Below are 20989 nucleotides of genomic sequence, written 5' to 3' on the forward strand. Positions count from 1 at the left end.
ACCCCGACGACTACTCGACGCCGGACGCACGCTCCCTCGGCACCATGGACCCAGCGCCCCGGCGTCCCTCCCTCATCCCCGCCGCACGGCTGACCCGCAAGGAGTTCCCCATGAGATCCCGAGTACTGGCTCCCCTCGTCGCCGGTGCGGCGATGGCCGTCGCCCTCACCGCCTGCTCGCCGGGCACCACCGGAGCCCAGGCGCCCCCCGGGATCCTCCTGGGGACCACGGACAAGGTCACCGCCCTGGATCCCGCCGGCTCCTGGGACCTCGGCTCGGCGACGCTGCAGAACCAGGTCTTCTCCTGGCTGCTGACCTCCGCCCCCGGATCGACGGATCCCGTGCCGGACCTCGCGGCCTCGGCCGAGTTCACCGACCCCACCCACTACCGCGTCGCCCTGCGCGAGGACGCCGCCTTCGCCAACGGCAATCCGCTCACCGCCTCGGACGTGGTCTTCACCTTCGAGCGCCAGGTGGCGATCGCCGCTCCGAACGGCCCCTCGTCGCTGCTCTCGGACATGGTCTCGGTCGAGGCGGAGGACGACTCCACCGTCGTCTTCACACTGGCCACCCCGGACAACGCCCTCTGGCCCCAGATCCTCACCAGCCCCGCCGCCGCGATCGTCGACGAGGACGTCTTCTCGGCCGACTCCCTCACCACCGACGACGACATCGTCGCCGGCGACGCCTTCAGCGGGCAGTACTCCATCACGAGCTACAAGCTGAACTCGCTCGTGCAGCTCACCCGCAACGACTCCTACGACGGCCTCCTCGGCGCCGCTGCCAACGAGTCCGTGATCGTCCGCTACTACGCGGACGAGAGCAACCTCAAGCTCGACATCCAGCGCGGTGAGATCGCGGTCGCCTACCGCACGCTGAACGCGACCGACACCGAGGACCTCCGCGGCGAGGAGGGCCTGACGGTGCACTCCGGTCCCGGTGCCGAGATGCGCTTCCTGGTCTTCAACCCCGAGACCATGCCCTACGGCTCCGCGACCTCCGAGGCCGACGCCGACAAGGCGCTCGCCGTCCGCACCGCCGTCGCCGACCTGATCGACCGCGACGAGCTGTCGGACCAGGTCTACAAGGGCACCTACGCGCCGGTCTACTCGATCGTCCCCAGCGCTCTGACCGGATCGACGCCGGCGTACGAGCAGGCCTTCGGCGACGGGAGCGGCGGTCCCAGCGCGGACGAGGCCGCCGCCGCGCTCCAGGCCGCAGGGATCACCGGTCCCGTCGATCTCAAGCTGCAGTACAACACCGACCACTACGGCTCCAGCACCTCGGACGAGTACGCGCTCATCAAGAACCAGCTCGAGCGCAGCGGGCTGTTCACGGTCGACCTGCAGTCGACGGAGTGGACGCAGTACGTGAAGGAGAAGTCGACCTCCTACCCGCTCTACCAGCAGGGCTGGTTCGCGGATTACCCGGACTCGGACAACTACCTGAACCTGCTCTACGGCACCGACGAGGCCCCCTCCATCCTCGGCGCCGCCGTGAAGGACGACGCCTACAACGAGGTCGTGCTGCGCGAGCGGAGCCTGGCCCCCGGCGACGAGCGCACCGCGGCGATCGAGGAGGCGCAGCGCCTCGCGGCGGAGAAGGCGATCACCGTGCCGCTCCTCGAGGGCACGGAGACCGTCATCGCCTCCTCCACGATCTCGGGCATCGACGACACGCTCGACGGCTCCGGCCGATTCCGCTTCGGGCTGCTCCGGAGCGAGTGATCGGGGCGCGCTGATCGGCCGGACGGGCCGCGGCGCCGCAGGAGGGGGAGACCCTCGGCGGCCGCCGCGGCCCGTCCGTGCGTCCGGGGGCGGCACTGCGAGGGCGGCTCTGCCAGGACGGGGCACCCGGATCGATCAGCGCGCCAGCGCCGCCAGCTCCGCCCGGGTGCGGGCCCCGGCCTTGCGCAGCAGGTTCGACACGTGGAACTTCACGGTGTTGCCGCTGATGCCGAGGTCGTCCGCGATCCGCTGGTTCGAGGCGCCGAGCGTGATCAGGTTCAGCACCTCCCGCTCGCGGGCGCTGAGCTCGGCGAGGTCGAGCCCGTCGGGCTGCGCCGGCGGATCGAGGGGGAGGCGGATCGACAGGGTCGACCCCCAGCCCGCGGTCGACGCGACCGAGAGCTCCCCGTCGAGCCCGCGCACGCGCTCGGCGATCGGGCGCAGGGCGTCGTCGCGGGTCGTCAGCTCGCCCCGGCCGTCGTCGCGGATCTCGATGAGCAGGTTGAGCCCGTCGCAGTCCCACTGGATCCGCACCCGGCGCGTCTGCTCCGACTCCACGAACGCCAGCACGGCGCTCCGCACGATCGCGCGGGCCGCGTGCGCCACCTCGCCGGGGAGGGCGCGCCCGGTGGCGGGCGGCTCGACGAACTGCACGTCGAGGTCGCCGAAGCGCACGAGCGGGCGCAGGTCGCTCCGGAGCCGCGCGAACGCGCCCACGACGGGCTCCAGCATCGCGCTGCGCTGCTCGTCCGAGGCGGTGCGCAGCTCGACCAGGGCGTTCGCGGCGATGTCGATCGCGACGGTGCGGGCCGCACGGTCGTCGAGGCGCTCGGCGCGCAGGGCGGCGAGCACCGACTCCAGCGCCACCGCGTGCCGGTCGGCCTGCTCGGCCACCGTGCGGGCGTGCTGCTGCAGCAGGGTGCGGGAGGCGGGGGACTCGGCGGGATCCATCCCCCGAACCTACCCGTCCTACCCGCGAGTGGCACCGCCCACCCGATCGGGTAGGTGGGCCTCCTCGATCAGGTGGCGCGCGGATCCGGCCGCCGGGCGCACTGTGGACCCATGCCCGCTGACGACCGCACCACCGACCCCGCAGAGGCGCTCGCCGTGATCGCCGCCGAGGTGTCCGCCGCGACCTCCTCGCTGACGACCGACCGCCTCGAGCCCGTCCTCGAGCTGCTCGCCGGCGCCGACCGCGTCTTCGTCCACGGCGCCGGCCGCTCCGGCCTCGCCCTGCGGATGACCGCCATGCGCCTCATGCACCTCGGACTCGTGGTGCACGTGGTCGGCGACGTGACGACTCCGGCGATCCGCGGCGGCGACGTGCTGCTCACCGCGAGCGGCTCCGGCACCACCGGGGGCATCGTCCGCGCCGCGAAGGCCGCCGTCGACGCCGGAGCGCGGGTCGCGGCGATCACGACCGCCGCCGACTCCCCGCTGGCCGGGCTCGCCTCCGCCGTGGTGGTCGTGCCCGCCGCCGACAAGCTCGACCGCTCCGGGGCCGCCTCGGCGCAGTACTCCGGCGGGCTCTTCGAGCAAGTCGTCGTGCTCACCGGCGACGCCCTGTTCCACGCGCTCTGGCAGCGCCGCGGCGACAGCGCCGACGAGCTCTGGCCGCGCCACGCGAACCTCGAATGACCCGACTCCCCACCTCGACAGGAAGAAGAACCCCGTGAAGCTCCAGTTCGCCATGGACACCCTCAGCACCGACGCCGCCCTCGAGCTCGCCGCTGCCGCCGCCCCGCACGTCGACATCCTCGAGCTGGGCACCCCGCTCATCAAGAGCGCCGGCCTCTCCGCCATCACCGCCATCAAGGAGGCGCACCCCGACAAGACGGTCTTCGCCGACCTCAAGACGATGGACGCGGGCGAGCTCGAGGCCGACATGGCCTTCGCGGCCGGCGCCGACCTCGTGACGGTCCTCGGCGTCGCCGGCGACAGCACCATCGCCGGCGCGATCGCCGCCGGGAGGAAGCACGGCAAGGGCGTCGTCGTCGACCTCATCGGCGTGCCCGACAAGGCCGCCCGCGCCCGCGAGGTCGTCGCCCTCGGCGCCGAATTCGTCGAGATGCACGCCGGTCTGGACGAGCAGGCGGAGGAGGGCTTCACCTTCGAGACCCTGCTGCGCGATGGCGAGTCCTCCGGCGTGCCGTTCTCGGTCGCGGGCGGCGTGAGCACCGCCACCATCGAGTCGGTGCAGCGCGCCGGCGCCCTCGTGGCCGTCGCGGGCGGGGCCATCTACGGCGCCCCGGACGTCGGCGAGGCCGCCGCGGCCCTCCGCGCCGCCATCGTCTGACCCGTCGGCGCCGCCGCCTCCGAGGCCCGCTGATCCGGGTCGCGAGGGCGGCGGCGCCCTCGTTCCGCGCGGGAGGCGGCAGCGCATCCCCGCCGGACGCCCGGCCCCTCTCGACTCGCCGACGGCGCGGTCCTACAGTGGCTGCGACGACCCTCGACTCCCGCCGCGGGACCGACGGCGCCGTCGCGAGCGGAGGGAAGCCGTGTCCTCGACCGCCCCCGTGCCCGGAGCCGCCGTCGACGCCTCGACGAGGCTCCGCGACTTCCACCAGATCCTCCTCAACACCGCCGTCGCGAACGTGACGACGAGCTTCCTCTGGTTCGCGCTCACGTTCTGGGTGTACCTCGAGACGCGCTCCGTCCTGGCGACAGGGATCATCGGCGGCGCCTACATGCTGCTCGTCGCGGTCTTCGCGATGGCCTTCGGCACGATCGTGGACCGGCACCGCAAGTTCCGCGTCATGGTGTTCGCCGGCGCGGTCACGCTGGTGTCCTTCGGCGTCGCGGGCGGTCTCTTCCTCGCGCTGCCCGAGGCGGCGCTCCTGGACTTCCGCGCCCCCTGGTTCTGGGTGTTCTCGGGCACGATCCTCTTCGGCGCCGTCATCGAGAACATGCGCAACATCGCCCTGTCCACGACGGTGACCCTGCTGGTCCCGGTGGAGGGGCACGCCCGCGCGAACGGCCTCGTCGGCACGGTCCAGGGCCTCGCCTTCGTGGTGACGAGCGTCTTCAGCGGCCTCGCCATCGGCCTGCTCGGCATGGGGTGGACGCTGGTGATCGCGATCGGCCTCTCCGCCGCCGCGCTCCTGCACCTCCTCTTCCTGCGCATCCCGGAGGACCGGCCCGCGCCGACGGGGGAGAGGGAGCCGCTGATCGATCTGCGCGGCAGCATCACCGCGGTGCGGGCGGCGACCGGGCTGTTCGCGCTCATCGTCTTCTCGACGTTCAACAACCTGATCGGCGGCGTCTACATGGCGCTGATGGACCCGTACGGCCTCGAGGTGTTCCCGGTCGAGCTGTGGGGCGTGGTGCTCGGAGTGACGGCGACCGGCTTCGTCATCGGCGGTCTGCTCGTCGCGAGGTTCGGCCTCGGGAGGAACCCGATCCGGACGATGCTGCTGCTCGTGATGGCGATGGGCCTGATCGGCGCGGTCTTCACCCTCCGCGACTGGTGGTGGCTCTACGCCGGCGGCATCTGGATCTACATGACCCTGATCCCGGCGGTCGAGGCCGCGGAGCAGACGGTGATCCAGAAGGTCGTCCCCTTCGAGACCCAGGGGCGCGTCTTCGGCTTCGCGGCGGCGTTCGAGTCGGCCGCCGCTCCGATCACGTCGTTCCTCATCGCCCCGATCGCCGAGTTCGCGCTCATCCCGTACATGGAGTCGCCGGCCGGGCGCTCGGCGTTCGGCGGGCTGCTCGGCGACGGCATCGGCCGGGGCATCGCGCTGGTGTTCCTGGTCGGCGGAGTCGTCATGATCATCGCGGCCGGCGCGGCGATGCTCACCCGCTCCTACCGCGTCATGTCGGCGCAGTACCTGCGGGAGGCCGCGGCGAGCGGAGGGGCGGAGCCGGACGATGCGTCCGCGGCCGGCGCGTCCGCGACCGGCGCGGCCGACTCCGGAGCCGCGGAGGACGGGGCCGTCGAGGCCCCCGCCCCCGCGGAGAGCGCCGCCGACCGCCGCCTCTGAGCCCCGCCCCGCCCGGTCAGTGCCCGCGCGCGATCCACTCCTCGCGGTGCGGCGCCTCCGCTCCGATCGTCGTCGAGTCGCCGTGACCGGTCCGGACGACCGTCGCGGCGGGCAGCGTCAGCAGGCGCTCCGTGATCGAGTCGATGATCGTCGGGAAGTCGCTGTACGAGCGGCCGGTGGCCCCCGGCCCGCCCTGGAAGAGGGTGTCGCCGGTGAACACCGTGCCGAGCGCCTCGGCGACGAAGCAGACGGCGCCGGGGGTGTGGCCCGGGGTGTGCCGCACCTCGAGCTCGACGCCGGCGACGGGCACGATCCGTCCGTCGACCAGGGCGCCGCTCGGGGCCGTGCCGGGGTGCACGGCGTCCCAGAGCATCCGGTCGGCCTCGTGGAGCAGCACCGGGGCGCCGGTCGCAGCGCGGACTCCCTCGACCGCGTCGAGGTGGTCGTCGTGCCCGTGGGTCAGCAGCACGGCGAGGAGCCGGCGCTCGCCGACGGCCGCGAGGATCGCGTCCGCGTCGTGGGCGGCGTCGATGACGACGCACTCGGAGTCGTCGCCGACGATCCAGACGTTGTTGTCGACGTCCCAGGTGCCGCCGTCGAGGCTGAAGGTGCCGCTCGTGACGAGCTGCTCGATCCGCGCGCCCATCAGAGCACCACCACCGAGCGGAGCACGTCGCCGCCGGCCATCGTGGCGAAGGCCTCCTCGATGTCCTCGATCCCGATCCGCTCGCTCACGAACTCGTCCAGGGGCAGACGGCCCTGGAGGTAGAGGCCGGTCAGCATCGGGAAGTCTCGCTCGGGCAGGCAGTCGCCGTACCAGCTCGACTTCAGCGAGCCGCCGCGGCCGAAGACGTCGAGCAGGGGGATCTCGAGCGTCATCTCGGGAGTCGGCACCCCGACCAGCACCACGGTCCCGGCGAGGTCGCGGGCGTAGAACGCCTGGCGCCAGGTCTCGGGGCGGCCCACGGCGTCGATGACGACGTCCGCTCCGAAGCCGTTCGTCAGGGCCTGCACCGCCGCGACGACGCCCGCCTCGTCGAGGCCGCTGGAGTCGATGACGTGCGTGGCGCCGAGCTTCTCGGCCGCGACCAGCTTCTTGGGGTCCCGGTCGATCGCGATGACCGTGCCGGCGCCCGCGAGAGCGGCGCCGACCACGGCGGCCGTGCCGACTCCTCCGCAGCCGATGACCGCGACGGAGTCGCCGCGCGTCACGTTCCCGGTGTTCATCGCCGCGCCGAGGCCCGCCATGATCCCGCAGCCGAGCAGGCCGACCGCGGCGGGGTCCGCCTCCGGATCGACCTTCGTGCACTGCTTCGCGTGCACGAGGGTCTTCTCGGCGAAGGCGCCGATCCCGAGGGCGGGGCTGAGCTCGGTTCCGTCCTCCAGGGTCATCCGCTGCGTCGCGTTGAAGGTGTCGAAGCAGTACCAGGGCTCGGCCCGGGTGCAGGCCCGGCACTCGCCGCAGACCGCGCGCCAGTTGAGGACCACGAAGTCGCCGACCGCGACGTGGGTGACTCCCTCTCCGATCGCGCTGACCCGTCCGGCCGCCTCGTGACCGAGGAGGAAGGGGAAGTCGTCGCTGATCCCGCCCTCGCGGTAGTGGTAGTCGGTGTGGCAGACACCGCAGGTCTCGATGTCGACCACGGCCTCGCCCGGGCCCGGGTCGGGGACGACGATGTCGACGAGCTCCACGGGAGCGCCCTTCGACCGGGCGATGACGCCGCGCACAGTGGTGGGCATGGGGGCTCCTTCGACGGGGGCGTGCAGGTCCGCTCCACAGTAACGACCGCGGGAGGCGGGTGCGCCGGGTGGACGCGGGCGCTCCCGCCCACTCCGGGGCCGGGCCGCCCGCCTCGCGGACCGCGACCCTGACAGTCGGTAGGGTGCGGGCCATGCGCACTCTGTACCCCGAGATAGAGCCCCACGACTCCGGCATGCTCGACGTCGGCGACGGCCACTCGCTCTACTGGGAGGTCTCGGGCAACCCCGAGGGCAAGCCCGTCGTGTTCCTGCACGGCGGCCCCGGAGCCGGCACCTCGCCCGCCCACCGCCGGCTGTTCGACCCCGAGAAGTACCGCATCGTGCTGTTCGACCAGCGGATGTGCGGCCGCTCCACCCCGCACGCCGGCGAGCCGGAGGCCGACCTCTCGACCAACACCACCTGGTACCTGGTCGCCGACATCGAGCGCCTCCGCGAGCACCTCGGCGTCGAGCGCTGGCTCGTGCTCGGCGGCTCCTGGGGCTCGACCCTCGCCCTCGCCTACGCCGAGACCCACCCCGAGCGGGTCAGCGAGATCGTCCTCCGCGGGATCTTCACCCTCCGCCGCGCCGAGCTCGAGTGGTTCTACGAGGGCGGCGCCGCCGCGGTCTACCCGGACCTCTGGGAGGGCTACACCTCGGTCGTCCCGGCCGGCGAGCGGGGCAGCCTCATCGAGGCGTACTACCGCCTCCTCCACGACGCGGACCCCGCCGTGCACGGCCCCGCCGGTGTCGCCTGGACCACCTGGGAGGCGTCGACCATCACCCTCCTGCAGAAGCCGGAGCTGATCGCGGACTGGTCCGATCCCGTCTTCGCGCTCGCCTTCGCCCGCATCGAGAACCACTTCTTCGTGCACAGGGGCTGGCTGGAGGAGGGGCAGCTGATCCGCGACGCCGGTGTCCTCCGCGACATCCCGGCCGTCATCGTGCAGGGCCGCTACGACATGTGCACCCCGGCCTTCACCGCCTGGGACCTGCACCGGGCCTGGCCCGAGGCCGACTTCCGGATGATCGCCGACGCGGGCCACGCCTTCGACGAGCCGGGGATCCTCGACGCGCTGATCGAGGCGACGGACCGCTTCGCGTCCTGACGGGCGGGGCGGTCCGCGCCTCGCGGCCGGGATGCCCGGGCGCCCGTGCCGGAGCGTCCCGCGCCCGGTGCCGTCGTGCCCCGGGAGCGGGTCTACCCTGATCAGATGCGCGCGGACGACGCCTCCGGGATGGAGGACTGGCCCACCGGTCGGCTGCTCTCCACCGCCTCCCGGATGGTCGAGCACGCCTGGCACGGCGCCCTCGCCGAGATCGGCCTCACCCACGCCGGCCTGATCGTGCTGCACCTCCTGCAGGCGGGTCCCGTCGCGCAGAAGGAGCTGGCCGCCGCGGCCCACGTCGAGGTGCAGACCATGTCGCGCACCATCGAGCGCCTCGAGCGCGAGGGTCACGTCTCGCGCACCACGGATCCGTCGGACCGCCGCCGGCAGCTCGTCGCGCTCACCGACGCGGGCGGCGAGGCCTGGCGCCGGGCGCACCGCCTCGAGGTCGACATGTTCCCGGGCTCGCTCGAGCACGGCCCCCTGCGCGAGGCGCTGCTCGAGATCATCCGCTCGGCCAGCGAGTCGCGCTGGGGCTGACCGCAAGCCCGAGCGGAGCCCGTCCGCGGAGCGCTAGCTTCGTCGGCATGACCTTCAACGACGACTCCCAGCTCAGCGGCGGCAAGGTCCGCCGCCGCGGCCGCACCACCGGCATCGCCGTCGGCGGGGGCGCGGTGGGCGTGGTCGTGCTCGCGCTGCTCTCGCAGCTGCTCGGCGTGAACCTCTCGGGCCTCGGCGAGGTGTTCGGCGGAGGCGGGTCCTCGCCGGAGGGCGTCACCTCCACCGCGGTGGCCTGCGACAGCGGCGCCGACGCGAACACGCAGGTCGACTGCCGCCTCGAGGGTGCGGCCGAGTCGCTCGACCGCTACTGGGGCGAGCAGACGCCGACCCTCGGAGTCGCCTACACGACCCCGACCGGCGTCGACCTGTTCGAGGACAGCACCACCACCGGCTGCGGGAGCGCGACCGCCGCGGTCGGCCCGTTCTACTGCCCGCCGGACCGGACGATCTACCTCGACACCGACTTCTTCGACGAGCTGCGCACCCGGTTCGACACCTCGGGCGGATCGCTCGCGCAGATGTACATCCTCGCCCACGAGTGGGGCCACCACATCCAGAACCTGACCGGCGCGATGGAGTCGGCGGACCGCTCCGGCACCGGTCCCGAGTCGGACTCGGTGCGCCTCGAGCTGCAGGCCGACTGCTTCGCCGGAGCCTGGGTGGGCGACGCCTCGACGGTGCCCGACGAGACCGGCACGCCCTACCTCAAGCCGGTGACGGCGCAGGAGTACCAGGACGCGCTCGGCGCCGCGGCCGCCGTCGGCGACGACCGCATCCAGGAGCAGGCCACCGGCACCGTCGATCCGGAGGGGTGGACGCACGGCTCGGCCGAGCAGCGCCAGCGCTGGTTCCAGGCCGGCTTCGAGGGCGACGCCACCAGCTGCGACACCTTCGCGGCCGCGCAGCTCTGACCGGACGCCGCTGAGGGCTCCTCGCCGCTGCCTGCGGACCCGCGCGGGTCAGGACACGGAGTCGGCCGGCTCCTCCATGTACCACTCGGTGAACGAGCGGGCCCGCCCGTCGGGGGCGAAGCGGATGACCCAGAGGTTCAGGTAGGTGCGGTCGCCCGGGTAGACGGTGCGCGCCTCCACCACGGCGGTCTCCTCCGTCAGCGCGACCAGGCCCCACGCGAACGTCGGGCCGGCGGGCTCCTCCTCCGCCAGCCACCACTCCACGATCGCGTCGCGCGGAGTGATCGCGTCGCGGTGCGGCGCCGTGAAGTACTCGGCGTCCTCGGTGAACAGTGCGGCCACGTCTGCCGCGTCGTCCGTGGCCCAGGCCTTCTCGTAGCCGGTGATCCAGCTCTCGATGTCGATCATCCGCCCATCCTCGTCCTGCCCGACGCGCGCGGGAAGGAGGAGGAGGGAACAAAGCGGCGGCCCGCGCTGTTGAGCCCCGAGCCGGTCGAAAGCAGAGCCGAGCGATACGATCCCGCCGACGACGGCCCGCCCGCCGCCGCGGTCCGGGTGCGCGTCCGCCGCCGACACGAAGGACCGCCGTGCCCGACTCCGACAGACGCTCCCTGACCCGCTCGCCGGACCCGCGCCTCATCACCGCCGTCCTCGCCTTCGCGGGCATGAGCGCCTCCTTCATGCAGACGCTGGTCGTCCCGATCCAGTCCGAGCTGCCGACGCTGCTCGGCGCCGACCGCACCGAGACCGCGTGGGTGATCACCGCGACGCTGCTGAGCGCCTGCATCCTCACCCCGGTCTCGGGCCGCCTCGGCGACCTCTACGGCAAGCGGCGGATGGCCGTGGCCGCGCTGGTCGTGCTCGTGATCGGCTCGATCGTCTGCGCCTTCGCGGGTGACGTGTGGACGCTGGTCGTGGGCCGGGCCCTCCAGGGCGCAGTGATGGGCGTCATCCCGCTCGGCATCTCGATCCTCCGCGACACACTCCACCGCGACCGGCTCCCCGGCGCGATCGCCCTGGTCAGCGCGACCCTCGGCATCGGCGGCGCGCTCGGCCTGCCGCTCAGCGCCCTCATCGCGCAGAACACCGACTGGCACGTCCTGTTCTGGATGTCCGCTGGCCTCGGCGTCCTCGACATCGTCCTCGTCCTCCTGGTCGTGCCGGTGTCGACTCTGCGCTCGCCGGGCACCTTCGACGTGGTCGGCACGATCGGCCTCGCCCTCGGACTGAGCGGCGTGCTGATCGCCGTCTCGCGCGGCAACGACTCCGGCTGGACCAGTCCCGCGATCCTGGGCTCCGGCCTCGGCGGCATCGCCGTCCTGCTCCTCTGGGGCTGGTACGAGCTGCGGCAGGAGAGCCCGCTCGTCGACCTCCGGGTGGCCGCCCGCCCCGCCGTCCTCTTCACCAACCTCGCCTCGGTCGCGGTCGGCTTCGCGTTCTTCGGCGCCCAGATCACCCTGCCGCAGCGCCTCGAGCTGCCCGCCGCGTCCGGCGTCGGCTTCGGCCTGAGCCTGATCGTGGCGAGCCTCGTGCTCGCCCCCTCGGGCCTGGCGATGATGGCGACGTCCCCGCTCGCCGCCCGCCTCTCGGCGCAGTCCGGGCCGCGGCTCGTGCTGATCGCCGGCTCCGGGCTGATCGCGGTCTCGTACCTGCTGATCCTCCCGTTCGGCGGCGAGGTGTGGCAGATCCTGGTGATCAACGCCCTCATCGGGGTCGGCCTGGGCCTCGCCTACGCCGCGATGCCGACGCTCATCATGCACGCCGTCCCCGCCTCGGAGACCGCCGCCGCGAACGGGCTGAACTCGCTGATGCGCACCCTCGGCACGACGCTCTCCTCCGCCGTGACCGCGGGCGTGCTCGCGCAGCAGACCGTGTCCGTCGGCGACGTGCAGCTGCCGAGCTCGCAGGGCTTCGAGACCACGTTCGTGATCGGCGCGATCGGAGCGCTGGTCGCCGTCGCCCTCGGCCTGCTCATCCCGCGGGCGCCCCGCCCGGAGGCGCGACCCGCTCTGCCCTGACCGGACCGCGCGTCGTCGGCCGCGAGTGCTCCTCGCCGAGGAGACCTGGTCTCGGCCGGCGACGCGCGTCCGCTACTCGTCCTCGAGAAGCATCCGCTCGATCTGCAGCTCGCGCAGCCGCGTCGAGGCCTGCAGGTTCTCGCGCGCGGCGAGCACCAGGCGGCACAGCAGCACCAGCAGGACGATCGCGAGCACCGCGACCGCCGTCACGACGACTCCGTACAGCGCGGACAGGACTCCCCAGGTCTGGATCATCCCTCGACGCTACGGAGCCGCGCCCGCCCTCGCGTCCCCCGCCCGACGGAGGGCGCGGGGCGAGGCGAGCGGCCCGTGCAGGGGCAGCGGACGCGCAGAGCCCGGCCCGCGGCGGCTCAGCCCGCGAACGCCCCGCGGTACGCCCGCGCCGGGTGCGTCGCCGGCAGCTCGTCCGTCCCGAACAGCTTGCGGCGCAGCGTCCCCTCGGCGTACTCGGTCTGCGCGAGGCCCCGCTCCTGGAGCACCGGCATCACCCGGTCGACGAACTCCTCGTAGCTGCCGGGCAGGATCCAGTTGACGACGTTGATCCCGTCGATCCCCGCGTCGCGCCAGCCCGCCAGGTGGTCGGCGATCTGCTCGGGAGTGCCGACGACCCGTCCGCGCAGCTTCGCCGAGAGCCGGGCCAGGTCGCGGACGGTCGGCTCGCGGTCGGGGGAGGCGTCCCGGATCCACTGCAGGTGGCTCTGGCCGGCGTAGGTCTCGATCGCCGAGAGCGGCAGGTCGGGGTCGAGCTTCTCGCCCGTCGCCGGGTCGAAGCCGAGGTTCGAGTGCACGAGGAAGGCGTCGGAGGAGAGGTACTCGTCGATCTCGCGCTCAGCGCGTCGCGCCTCCTCCTCCGTGTCGCCGGTGATGAAGGAGAGCCCCAGGTAGAAGGAGGGCGCACCCGCTCCGCGACCGGCCGCCGCGGCGAGAGCGCGCGTGTCCTCGATCAGCTCGCGGGTCTTCTCCGGCGACCCCGAGAACACGAACTGCGCCTCCGCGTTCCGCGCGGCGAAGCGCCGGCCTGCGGGGGAGGAGCCGGCCTGGAAGAGCACGGGGGTGCGCTGCGGCGACGGAGCCGAGAGGTGCGGCCCCTGCACGCGGTAGCGCTTCCCGACGTGGTCGATGCGGTGGATGCGCGCCGGGTCGGCGAAGGAGCCGCTCTTGTCGCGCAGGAGCGCGCCGTCGTCCCACGAGCCCTCCCACAGCTTGTAGACCACGTCGAGGTACTCCTGCGCCCAGGCGTAGCGCTCGTCGTGCTCCTCGAGCCGGTCGTAGCCGAAGTTGCGGGCCGCGCCGTCGAGGGCGCTGGTGACGATGTTCCAGGCGATCCGCCCCTTCGAGAGGTGGTCGAGGGTCGAGACCTTCCGGGCGAAGTCGAACGGATGCGACTGCAGCACCGAGCTCGTGAACGCGAAGCCGAGGTGCTCGGTGCTCACCGCCAGGGCCGAGAGCAGCACCGACGGGTCGTTGCTGGGCAGCTGCAGCCCCTCGCGGGCGTTGACGTCCCAGTCGCCGTCCGCCGGACCGTAGAGCCCCGCCACGTCGGCGAAGAACATCGCGTCGAAGCGGCCGCGCTCCAGCGTCCGGGCGAGGTCGATCCAGAGCTGCACGTCGTCGAACTCGTGCTGCCGGGCGTCGGGGTGGCGCCAGAGGCCGTGCTGGATGTGGGAGGCGGTGTTCATGACGAACGCGCAGAAGCGCAGCGGGCGGGGCTCGGTGATCACGCTCCCAGGCTAGGCCGGGCGCCTCCCACCGGTCTCGAACGACTCCGCGCGTAGGGTGTCCGACTGTGGAATCCCGCATCCCCGAACCCGCGCACGCCGTCCCTCCGCTGACGGACGCCGTCGCCGAGGCGCTCGACGCCACCACCGTCGCCGAGATCCGCGCCCTGCGCGACGACTTCGCGCGCTTCATGCTCCAGTACAAGTTCGGGATGGACGAGATCGTCACGAAGGTGTCGATCCTGCAGGAGGAGTTCCGCGAGCTGCAGGAGTACAACCCGATCGAGCACGTCACGAGCCGGCTCAAGTCGGCCGACAGCCTGATCGAGAAGATCGAGCGCAAGGGCTGCGAGACGACCTTCGAGGGCATCGCCGACGCGATCACCGACATCGCCGGCGTGCGGATCACCTGCAGCTTCGTCTCGGACGTCTACCGCGTCTTCGACCTGCTCACCTCGCAGTCCGACGTGACGGTGCTCGAGGTGAAGGACTACATCGCCGAGCCGAAGGAGAACGGCTACAAGAGCCTGCACGCGATCGTCGAGGTGCCCGTGTTCCTCTCCGGCGGATCGGTCGACGTCTGCGTCGAGGTGCAGTTCCGGACCATCGCGATGGACTTCTGGGCGAGCCTGGAGCACAAGATCTACTACAAGTACGACCGCCAGGTCCCGCAGGAGCTCCTCGACGGCCTCGCCGACGCGGCCCGCACCGCCGCCACCCTCGACGCCGACATGGAGCGCCTCCACCGCCAGGTCCGCGGCCCGCTGCCCGGGGCGCGCACCTACGACGTCTGACGCGCCGCCCCACGCCCCCGATCGGGCCGCCCCGACTCCTGCCGATCGAGCACCCCGCGCAGCGGGCCTCTCGAGATCCCCCTACGGAGTCAGCAGCGGCAGCAGCGCCAGCAGCAGCACCGCGGAGCCGTTCAGCGTCGCGTGCGAGACGATCGCCGCTCCGAGCCGCCCGGTGATCGTCGCGATCCAGCCGTGCGCGAGTCCCGCGGTGACCGTCGTCACGCCGAGCGTCACGATCGTCGCCGGGTTCACCATCTGGTGCCCGTGCAGCAGGGCGAAGACCGCCGTGGACGCCAGGATGCTGAACACCATCGCCCAGACGCGGCGGCCGCGGGTGGGCGGCGCCGACTCCGCGGAGCCCCGGAGCATCCGGTTCCGCACCGCGCGCATCACGACGCCGCGGCAGAGGACCTCCTCGACCAGCGGCGCGACGACGACGGGGATGAGGACCGAGCTCAGCACGAACCACAGCGGATCGGGGTCGATGTCGAGGTTCCCCTGCGCGTCCTGGAGGAGCGGAGCGAACGCGGCGAGCACGAACAGGATCACGATGCGCACCGCGATGCCGAGCCCGATCCCGATGGGCACGTCGATCCAGCGGAACCGCAGCCCGAAGTCGGCCGCCATCGTGCCCAGCCCGCGCAGCCGAGACGCCGCGAACGGGACGATCAGCGCGACGAGGTAGCTCGCGAGCGCCCCCGCGAAGGCGAGTCCGGCGGAGTAGGGGAGCACGCCGAACCCGAACAGCAGGATGAGCACGGCCAGCGGCAGGACGATCCCGACGATCGTGAGCACGGCGGTCGGCAGGCCCCAGCGGACCCGAGGATCGGGCAGGTAGAGGAGGGAGGAGTAGGGCGCGTGGACCGAGGGGAGGGGCTCGGCCGACCACGAGGGCGCCCCAGCGGAGTCGGGCGCGAGCGTCGCGGGATCGGGCGGCGGGAAGGCGTCGGGTTGCATGACCGGGCCAGCCTACGCAGACCGCCTGGACGGGATCCGGGCTGCAGTCGCTGCCCGGCGGGGTCCGGATCGGCAGGACGGGCGCACGTAGCGGATCGCGGCGGCGGGGACCTCCGGGTACGAAGAAACCCCCGCCATGTAGAAGCTAGGCGAGGGTTTCAGTGGCTCCGACGGGCGTCGATCCCGTGACCTCACGATTTTCAGTCGTGCGCTCTACCAACTGAGCTACAGAGCCGTTGCGACGTGATGTCGCTGGAGAGGTGATCTCCTGAAAAAGGCCCTTCCTCTCGGAAGGGCCTCTTTGCGACCCTGACGGGACTTGAACCCGCGACCTCCGCCGTGACAGGGCGGCACGCTAACCAACTGCGCTACAGGGCCTCGTTGCGAAGACAAGCATACTGCCTTCGAGGCTGTTCTATTTTCACGCCCCGACCCTCTCGAGCCGGTGCACTTTCCGGTGGTGCTGGTACTTCTGGTGGTGCTGGTAGTACCGACCCATCCGTGACCCCAACGGGATTCGAACCCGTGCTGCCGCCGTGAAAGGGCGGTGTCCTAGGCCACTAAACGATGGGGCCGGAGACTCGCGGGGCGACCCTGCGGCCGACCCCCCATGACTACCGACACGCAAGCATAGGGGGCTGCGGCGCAGGATGCAAAATCGACGGTTCCGCAGGCGGCGTGCACCCCGTCCGGGGTTGACCCGGGTCTAGGAGATCGGGCAGGGCCGCGGTTAGGGTGGGGCGGAATCGCTCTTCCCCCCACCCGCGCGCCGGAGCCGCACCGCCGCGGAGGGAGGGCCCCTATCCCCGAGGTCCCATGCCCCACTCCCTGCGCCGTCCGCGTCCCGCCCGCCTCCCCGGCGCGCCGCGACTCGGGCGACTCCGAGGTGCTGCCCTGGCCTCCGCCGTCGTCGCGCTCGTCGCCGGCCTGCTCGTCGCCACTCCCGCCCAGGCGGTCGAGTACCCGTCGTGGGCCGACGTCGAGGCGGCGAAGGGCGACACCGCCGCCGCCGCCGCTCAGGTCGACCGGATCACGTCCCTGATCGGCGACCTCCAGAGCGAGGTCGCCTCCGCCCAGCAGCTCGCGCAGCAGCGCGGCGACGAGCACTTCGCCGCTCAGCAGGCGTTCGACGAGGCCTCGGACCAGTCGAAGAAGCTCGAGGACCGGGCCGCCGCCAGCGCCGAGGAGGCCGACAAGGCCTCGCAGCAGGCGGGCCTGCTCGCCGCGCAGCTCTACCGCAGCACCGGCACCGACCTGTCCGTCAACATCTTCCTCGACCAGAAGGCCGGCCAGGCCGACCAGCTGCTGTCGAAGATCGGGAGCATGACCAAGCTGGTCGAGCGCTCCTCCGCGATCTACGAGCAGGCCAGCACCGCCCGCAACACCGCGTCCTCCCTCGCCGACCAGGCCGAGGTCGCGCAGGCGGAGCGCGAGCGCCTCCGCGTCGCCGCCGAGCAGAAGCTGGCCGAGGCGACCGCCGCCCAGGAGGCGTCCGAGGCCGCGCTCGCCGAGCAGCAGGAGCAGAGCGTCGTGCTCGAGCAGCAGCTCGCCGCGCTCCGCGACACCGAGTCGAAGACCGTGGCCGAGTACGAGGCCGGCGTCGCCGCCCGCGAGGCCGAGCGCCTCCGGAAGCTCGCCGAGGAGGAGGCCGCCCGTCAGGCCGCCGCCCAGGCCGAGGCCGCGCGCCGCGAGGCCGCACGGGCCGCAGCCGCGTCGAGCGGCGGCAGCGGCGGCGGTGGCGGCGGCGGATACGACGCCCCCTCGGGCGGCGGCGGCTCCAGCGCCGTCAGCGGCTCCGGCTGGGTCCGCCCTGCCGGAGGCCGCATCACCGGCACCTTCGGCCCGCGCGACAGCATCTCGACCGGCGGAGGATCCTCCGGCTCGTACCACCGCGGCACCGACCTCGCGGGCGGCTGCGGCATCCCGATCTTCGCGGCGCACAGCGGCACCGTCTCCTACGCGGGCCCCAACGGCACCTACGGCAACTGGGTTCTGATCGACCACGGCAGCGGCATCAGCACCGGCTACGCCCACATCATGTCCGGCGGGATCTACGTCCGCGTCGGCCAGCAGGTCCAGGCGGGCGAGCAGATCGCCGCCGTCGGCTCGACCGGCGCCTCCACCGGCTGCCACCTGCACTTCGAGACCCGCGTCAACGGCTCCGCCGTCGACGCCCAACCGTTCATGGCCCAACGAGGAGTCACCCTTGGCTGACGCACAGACGACCGCACGCACCTTCACCCCGGCACCCCGGGAGCGCGCCTGGAAGGGCCGCCTCCCGCTCGTCATCTCCGCCGCCTTCGCGGTCACGGCGGTCACCGCATCCCTCGGCATCACCCCGGCCCTCGCCGACGACGCGAAGTACCCCACGTGGGACGACGTGCAGAACGCCAAGAAGGACGAGGCGAGCAAGCAGGCCGAGATCGACTCGATCACCGGCCTCATCGCGAGCCTGCAGACCGCGGTCGACGAGAAGTCGATCACCGCGATGAGGAAGGCCGAGGCCTGGCGCCAGGCCAAGGAGGCGCTCGACGCCGCTGCGAAGGCCGTCGCCGACCTCGAGGAGAAGGCGACCACCGCCTCCGCCAAGGCCCAGACCTCGAAGATGCGCGCCGGCCTGCTGGCCGCGCACCTCTCTCGCGCCGCCGGCGGCGACCTCTCCGCCAGCCTCGTGGCCAAGGGCAAGGACGCGGGCGACCTGCTCTACCAGCTCGGCGCGATGTCGCAGCTCTCGGAGCAGTCGCAGAAGGTCTACGCCGACGCCCTCGCCGACAAGCAGAACGCGGAGTCGCTCGGCGACCAGGCCGACCGCGCCGTCACCGAGCACCAGGCGCTCTCGGACGAGGCCGACGCCGCCCGCAAGGACGCCGACGCCGCCGCCGAGTCGGCCCGCGCGTCGCTCTCGGCGCAGGAGGAGAAGTCGCAGGAGCTGGTCGCCCAGCTCGCGCTGCTGAAGGACTCCTCGGTCGAGGCCGAGACCCAGTACCTCGCGGGCGAGCAGAAGCGCCAGGCCGACGAGGCCGCCGCCCAGGCGCAGGCCGAGGCGGAGGCCGCCGCTCAGGCGCAGTCCACCGCCCGCTCCGCCCAGCAGCAGTCCTCGGCGCAGGCCGACACCGCCGCCCCGTCGCGTCAGACCGCGTCCCTCCCGCAGCCCGCCGCGCCGCAGCCCGCGCAGCAGCAGCCCGCTCCTGCTCCGGCCCAGCCCGTTGCTCAGCCGGTCGCCCAGCCGGCGGCTCAGCCGCTCCCGCAGCCGGTGACCGCTCCGGTCCTGGTGCCGACCAGCGGCGCCGTCGAGAACGCGATCTCGTACGCGATGGCTCAGCTCGGCGAGGAGTACGTCCTCGGCGGCATGGGCCCGGACCAGTGGGACTGCTCGGGCCTCACCAAGGCCTCGTACGCGTCCTCGGGCATCTACATCGGCACCCACTCGGCGACGAACCAGTACAACACGATGGCCGGCGCCGGCAAGCTCGTCCCCTACAGCCAGCGCCAGCGCGGCGACCTGATCTTCTGGGGCGGCGGCGGGGACTACTACCACGTGGCCATCTACCTCGGGAACAACCAGATCATCGAGGCCGCCGACTACGGCAAGCCCGTGCGCATCTGGAACACCTGGGGCACGCCCGCCGGCATGGTCGGCCGCCCGGCCGCTTGAGCCGCGGCCGCACAGCACAACGAGAGAACCCCCTCCTGTCGAGACGACGGGAGGGGGTTCCTTCGTTGATGCGAGGGGTCAGTGACCCTCTTCGGCCAGCTTCTTGATGCCGTCCTGGACGATCTGCTCCGCCTCGGCGGCGTCGCCCCACGCGTCGACCTTGACCCACTTGCCGGGCTCGAGGTCCTTGTAGCGCTCGAAGAAGTGCTTGATCTCGTTCTTCGTCTGCTCCGGGACGTCGCCGATGTCCTGGATGTGCTGCCAGCGCGGGTCCTTCGCGGGGACCACGATCACCTTCGCGTCGGAGCCGGCCTCGTCGCTCATGTTGAGCACGCCGACCGGGCGGACGGAGACGCCCACGCCCGGGAAGACGGGGTACTCGAGCAGCACCAGCGCGTCGACGGGGTCGCCGTCGAGGCCGAGGGTGTTCTCGAAGTACCCGTAGTCCGTCGGGTAGACGAAGGAGGTGAAGAGCACGCGGTCGAGGTAGACGCGACCGGTCTCGTGGTCGACCTCGTACTTGTTGCGGCTCCCCTTGGGGATCTCGACGACGACGTCGTATGCGGCCATGCTCTCTCCTTGAGTCGGTGGCGCCGTGAGCGGCGCATCGGCGGACGGATCGGCCTCCGGAACGCTCGCGCGGGTGCGCGCGCGGGAGGGGCGGATCGCTGGCATTACGTTACTTGATGTGCCCGATCGCCCCCGCCTGACCCCCGCCGTCGCCGATCTGCGGCGGGCGGTGCGCGAGAGCCTCGACGGGCTCGACCCCGGAGCGCTCGTGCTGGTCGCGCTGAGCGGGGGAGCGGACTCGCTCGCGCTCGCGGCGGCGGTCGCCTTCGAGGCCCCGCGGGGCGGGAGGCGGGCCGGCGCGGTGATCGTCGACCACGGGCTGCAGGAGGCGTCGGCGGAGGTCGCGCGGCGGGCCGCGGAGCAGGCGCACGCGCTGGGGCTCGCGCCGGTGCTGCGCGAGGTGGTGACGGTGTCCGCCGAGGGCGGTCCGGAGGCGGCCGCCCGCAGCGCGCGCTACCGCGCCTTCGACGACGCGCTGACCGCGACGGGCGCCGCCGCGATCCTCCTGGGCCACACCCTCGACGACCAGGCCGAGACGGTGCTGCTGGGGCTCGCCCGCGGAGCCGGTGCGGCCTCGCTGCACGGGATGGCGCCGGTGAGCGGGCCGCTGAGGCGGCCGCTCCTGGGCCTGCGGCGCGAGACGACCCGTCTCGCCTGCTCCGACCAGGGGCTCGTGCCGTGGGACGACCCGCACAACGACGACCCCCGCTACTCGCGGGTCCGGGTGCGGAACCGCGTGCTGCCCGTGCTGGAGGACGAGCTGGGGCCGGGAGTGGCCCAGGCTCTGGCGCGCACGGCCGAGCATCTGCGGGAGGACGGGGACGCGCTCGACGCGCTCGCCCTCGACTGGGCGCTCGAGCTGGTGGGCCAGGACGAGGCGGGGCACGTCACGGTCGACGCGCGCGGGCTCGCGGCGGACCCGCCGGCGCTGCGGCAGCGGATCATCCGCCTGGTCGTGGCGAACGAGTTCGGAGTCGCGCTCTCGCGCTCGCAGACGCTGGCGGTCGCCGCGCTGGTCACCGACTGGCACGGCCAGAAGGGCGTCGACCTCCCCGGCGTCCTCGCCACCCGCCGCGGCACCACCCTCGTCTTCGCACCCGCGGCCCCCTGACCCCGTCCCCGCGACGCCGCTCCCGTAGGACGAGACGGCCATCCAGTCCATGACGATGTCGAGCTTGAGCTCGCGGGCCAGATCGGCCATCACCATCACGGCGCCGCGCAGCAC

Annotated in this window: 20 protein-coding genes, 3 tRNA genes and 1 pseudogene; 12 read left to right on the forward strand and 12 right to left on the reverse strand. The window is 72.8% G+C overall.

The genetic code is table 11. The features are described from left to right. The first annotated feature begins 110 nt into the window (after positions 1–110). Positions 111–1727, forward strand: a complete 1617-nt coding sequence (locus C5C10_RS00940) for an ABC transporter substrate-binding protein (RefSeq protein WP_104328281.1) — start codon at positions 111–113, stop codon at positions 1725–1727. A gap of 135 nt (positions 1728–1862) precedes the next feature. Here the strand turns inward: C5C10_RS00940 and C5C10_RS00945 are convergent, their stop codons facing one another. Further along, positions 1863–2678 carry a response regulator transcription factor family protein gene (locus C5C10_RS00945; RefSeq protein ID WP_104239653.1) on the reverse strand — a complete coding sequence of 272 codons (816 nt, stop codon included), beginning with the start codon at positions 2676–2678 and terminating at the stop codon, positions 1863–1865. Positions 2679–2789: 111 nt separating this feature from the next. Here C5C10_RS00945 and hxlB point away from each other — a divergent pair, with 111 nt between their 5' ends. The 3 genes from hxlB (at position 2790) to C5C10_RS00960 (ending at position 5710) form a co-directional block, all read left to right on the forward strand. Next, a complete protein-coding gene (gene hxlB / locus C5C10_RS00950) occupies positions 2790–3365 on the forward strand; it encodes a 6-phospho-3-hexuloisomerase (protein ID WP_104328282.1) in 576 nt (191 codons plus the stop codon). A gap of 34 nt (positions 3366–3399) precedes the next feature. Then, positions 3400–4023: a 3-hexulose-6-phosphate synthase gene (gene hxlA, locus C5C10_RS00955; protein ID WP_104224387.1), complete on the forward strand. Its 624-nt coding sequence runs from the start codon at positions 3400–3402 to the stop codon at positions 4021–4023. Positions 4024–4225: 202 nt separating this feature from the next. Beyond that, the gene (locus C5C10_RS00960) at positions 4226–5710 is read left to right on the forward strand and encodes an MFS transporter (protein ID WP_104328283.1); all 1485 of its coding nucleotides are present in this window, start codon (positions 4226–4228) and stop codon (positions 5708–5710) included. A 16-nt stretch (positions 5711–5726) separates the two neighbouring features. Here C5C10_RS00960 and C5C10_RS00965 read toward each other — a convergent pair whose 3' ends face one another. Next, a complete protein-coding gene (locus C5C10_RS00965; RefSeq protein WP_104224396.1) occupies positions 5727–6356 on the reverse strand; it encodes an MBL fold metallo-hydrolase in 630 nt (209 codons plus the stop codon). Further along, positions 6356–7450, reverse strand: a complete 1095-nt coding sequence (locus C5C10_RS00970) for an S-(hydroxymethyl)mycothiol dehydrogenase (protein ID WP_104328284.1) — start codon at positions 7448–7450, stop codon at positions 6356–6358. Before C5C10_RS00970 ends, C5C10_RS00965 begins: the two co-directional genes overlap by 1 nt. Before the next feature lie 152 nt (positions 7451–7602). Here C5C10_RS00970 and pip point away from each other — a divergent pair, with 152 nt between their 5' ends. The 3 genes from pip to C5C10_RS00985 all read left to right on the forward strand — a co-directional run bounded on the left by pip (position 7603) and on the right by C5C10_RS00985 (position 10031). Then, positions 7603–8559, forward strand: a complete 957-nt coding sequence (gene pip / locus C5C10_RS00975; protein ID WP_104226020.1) for a prolyl aminopeptidase — start codon at positions 7603–7605, stop codon at positions 8557–8559. A gap of 105 nt (positions 8560–8664) precedes the next feature. Then, positions 8665–9099, forward strand: a complete 435-nt coding sequence (locus tag C5C10_RS00980; RefSeq protein ID WP_104224399.1) for a MarR family winged helix-turn-helix transcriptional regulator — start codon at positions 8665–8667, stop codon at positions 9097–9099. Positions 9100–9146: 47 nt separating this feature from the next. After that, positions 9147–10031 (forward strand): neutral zinc metallopeptidase, encoded by an 885-nt coding sequence (locus C5C10_RS00985; protein WP_104224400.1) that lies wholly within the window; start codon positions 9147–9149, stop codon positions 10029–10031. 48 nt (positions 10032–10079) lie between these two features. Here C5C10_RS00985 and C5C10_RS00990 read toward each other — a convergent pair whose 3' ends face one another. Beyond that, positions 10080–10439: a nuclear transport factor 2 family protein gene (locus C5C10_RS00990; protein WP_104328285.1), complete on the reverse strand. Its 360-nt coding sequence runs from the start codon at positions 10437–10439 to the stop codon at positions 10080–10082. Between the two features lie 179 nt (positions 10440–10618). Here C5C10_RS00990 and C5C10_RS00995 point away from each other — a divergent pair, with 179 nt between their 5' ends. Further along, positions 10619–12049 (forward strand): MFS transporter, encoded by a 1431-nt coding sequence (locus C5C10_RS00995; RefSeq protein WP_258060329.1) that lies wholly within the window; start codon positions 10619–10621, stop codon positions 12047–12049. 72 nt (positions 12050–12121) lie between these two features. Here the strand turns inward: C5C10_RS00995 and C5C10_RS01000 are convergent, their stop codons facing one another. Together C5C10_RS01000 and C5C10_RS01005 are read right to left on the reverse strand one after the other, a co-directional pair. Continuing rightward, the gene (locus C5C10_RS01000) at positions 12122–12304 is read right to left on the reverse strand and encodes a hypothetical protein (protein WP_104328286.1); all 183 of its coding nucleotides are present in this window, start codon (positions 12302–12304) and stop codon (positions 12122–12124) included. Between the two features lie 116 nt (positions 12305–12420). Continuing rightward, positions 12421–13749, reverse strand: coding sequence for an NtaA/DmoA family FMN-dependent monooxygenase (locus C5C10_RS01005; RefSeq protein ID WP_374953130.1), 1329 nt, complete (start codon positions 13747–13749; stop codon positions 12421–12423). A 230-nt stretch (positions 13750–13979) separates the two neighbouring features. Here C5C10_RS01005 and C5C10_RS01010 point away from each other — a divergent pair, with 230 nt between their 5' ends. After that, on the forward strand, positions 13980–14582 hold the full coding sequence (locus tag C5C10_RS01010; RefSeq protein WP_104234325.1) for a GTP pyrophosphokinase family protein: 603 nt from the start codon (positions 13980–13982) through the stop codon (positions 14580–14582). Positions 14583–14663: 81 nt separating this feature from the next. Here the strand turns inward: C5C10_RS01010 and C5C10_RS01015 are convergent, their stop codons facing one another. The 4 genes from C5C10_RS01015 to C5C10_RS01030 form a co-directional block, all read right to left on the reverse strand. Further along, entirely contained in the window at positions 14664–15539 is an 876-nt protein-coding gene (locus C5C10_RS01015) for a CPBP family intramembrane glutamic endopeptidase (protein ID WP_104328287.1), read from the reverse strand. A gap of 162 nt (positions 15540–15701) precedes the next feature. After that, positions 15702–15774: transfer RNA gene (locus tag C5C10_RS01020), tRNA-Phe, on the reverse strand. A gap of 69 nt (positions 15775–15843) precedes the next feature. After that, a tRNA-Asp gene (locus C5C10_RS01025) sits at positions 15844–15917 on the reverse strand. Between the two features lie 124 nt (positions 15918–16041). Then, positions 16042–16114 (reverse strand) — tRNA-Glu (locus C5C10_RS01030). Between the two features lie 241 nt (positions 16115–16355). Here C5C10_RS01030 and C5C10_RS01035 point away from each other — a divergent pair. Both C5C10_RS01035 and C5C10_RS01040 read left to right on the forward strand, forming a co-directional pair. Next, positions 16356–17753, forward strand: coding sequence for a peptidoglycan DD-metalloendopeptidase family protein (locus C5C10_RS01035; protein ID WP_104328288.1), 1398 nt, complete (start codon positions 16356–16358; stop codon positions 17751–17753). Beyond that, positions 17746–19194, forward strand: coding sequence for an NlpC/P60 family protein (locus tag C5C10_RS01040; protein WP_104328289.1), 1449 nt, complete (start codon positions 17746–17748; stop codon positions 19192–19194). Before C5C10_RS01035 ends, C5C10_RS01040 begins: the two co-directional genes overlap by 8 nt. Positions 19195–19272: 78 nt before the next feature. On the opposite strand, the gene ppa is transcribed toward C5C10_RS01040, so the two are convergent. Continuing rightward, the gene (ppa, locus tag C5C10_RS01045; protein ID WP_068255683.1) at positions 19273–19764 is read right to left on the reverse strand and encodes an inorganic diphosphatase; all 492 of its coding nucleotides are present in this window, start codon (positions 19762–19764) and stop codon (positions 19273–19275) included. Positions 19765–19882: 118 nt separating this feature from the next. Between ppa and tilS the strand changes: the two genes are divergently transcribed. Beyond that, the gene (tilS, locus tag C5C10_RS01050; protein WP_104328290.1) at positions 19883–20875 is read left to right on the forward strand and encodes a tRNA lysidine(34) synthetase TilS; all 993 of its coding nucleotides are present in this window, start codon (positions 19883–19885) and stop codon (positions 20873–20875) included. Here tilS and C5C10_RS18125 read toward each other — a convergent pair. Further along, positions 20876–20989, reverse strand: a pseudogene (locus tag C5C10_RS18125) (hypoxanthine phosphoribosyltransferase); the annotation flags it as partial.

Origin of the sequence: Rathayibacter sp. AY1A3, from assembly GCF_002930975.1 — a bacterium.
Classification (GTDB): domain Bacteria; phylum Actinomycetota; class Actinomycetes; order Actinomycetales; family Microbacteriaceae; genus Rathayibacter.

Coding starts and splice junctions, on each gene's coding strand:
- C5C10_RS00940 (WP_104328281.1), top strand. CDS start 111: ATGAGATCCCGAGTACTGGCTCCCCTCGTCGCCGGTGCGGCGATGGCC.
- C5C10_RS00945 (WP_104239653.1), bottom strand. CDS start 2,678: ATGGATCCCGCCGAGTCCCCCGCCTCCCGCACCCTGCTGCAGCAGCAC.
- hxlB (WP_104328282.1), top strand. CDS start 2,790: ATGCCCGCTGACGACCGCACCACCGACCCCGCAGAGGCGCTCGCCGTG.
- C5C10_RS00965 (WP_104224396.1), bottom strand. CDS start 6,356: ATGGGCGCGCGGATCGAGCAGCTCGTCACGAGCGGCACCTTCAGCCTC.
- C5C10_RS00970 (WP_104328284.1), bottom strand. CDS start 7,450: ATGCCCACCACTGTGCGCGGCGTCATCGCCCGGTCGAAGGGCGCTCCC.
- pip (WP_104226020.1), top strand. CDS start 7,603: ATGCGCACTCTGTACCCCGAGATAGAGCCCCACGACTCCGGCATGCTC.
- C5C10_RS00980 (WP_104224399.1), top strand. CDS start 8,665: ATGCGCGCGGACGACGCCTCCGGGATGGAGGACTGGCCCACCGGTCGG.
- C5C10_RS00985 (WP_104224400.1), top strand. CDS start 9,147: ATGACCTTCAACGACGACTCCCAGCTCAGCGGCGGCAAGGTCCGCCGC.
- C5C10_RS00990 (WP_104328285.1), bottom strand. CDS start 10,439: ATGATCGACATCGAGAGCTGGATCACCGGCTACGAGAAGGCCTGGGCC.
- C5C10_RS01000 (WP_104328286.1), bottom strand. CDS start 12,304: ATGATCCAGACCTGGGGAGTCCTGTCCGCGCTGTACGGAGTCGTCGTG.
- C5C10_RS01005 (WP_374953130.1), bottom strand. CDS start 13,749: ATGAACACCGCCTCCCACATCCAGCACGGCCTCTGGCGCCACCCCGAC.
- C5C10_RS01010 (WP_104234325.1), top strand. CDS start 13,980: ATGCTCCAGTACAAGTTCGGGATGGACGAGATCGTCACGAAGGTGTCG.
- C5C10_RS01015 (WP_104328287.1), bottom strand. CDS start 15,539: ATGCAACCCGACGCCTTCCCGCCGCCCGATCCCGCGACGCTCGCGCCC.
- C5C10_RS01035 (WP_104328288.1), top strand. CDS start 16,356: ATGCCCCACTCCCTGCGCCGTCCGCGTCCCGCCCGCCTCCCCGGCGCG.
- ppa (WP_068255683.1), bottom strand. CDS start 19,764: ATGGCCGCATACGACGTCGTCGTCGAGATCCCCAAGGGGAGCCGCAAC.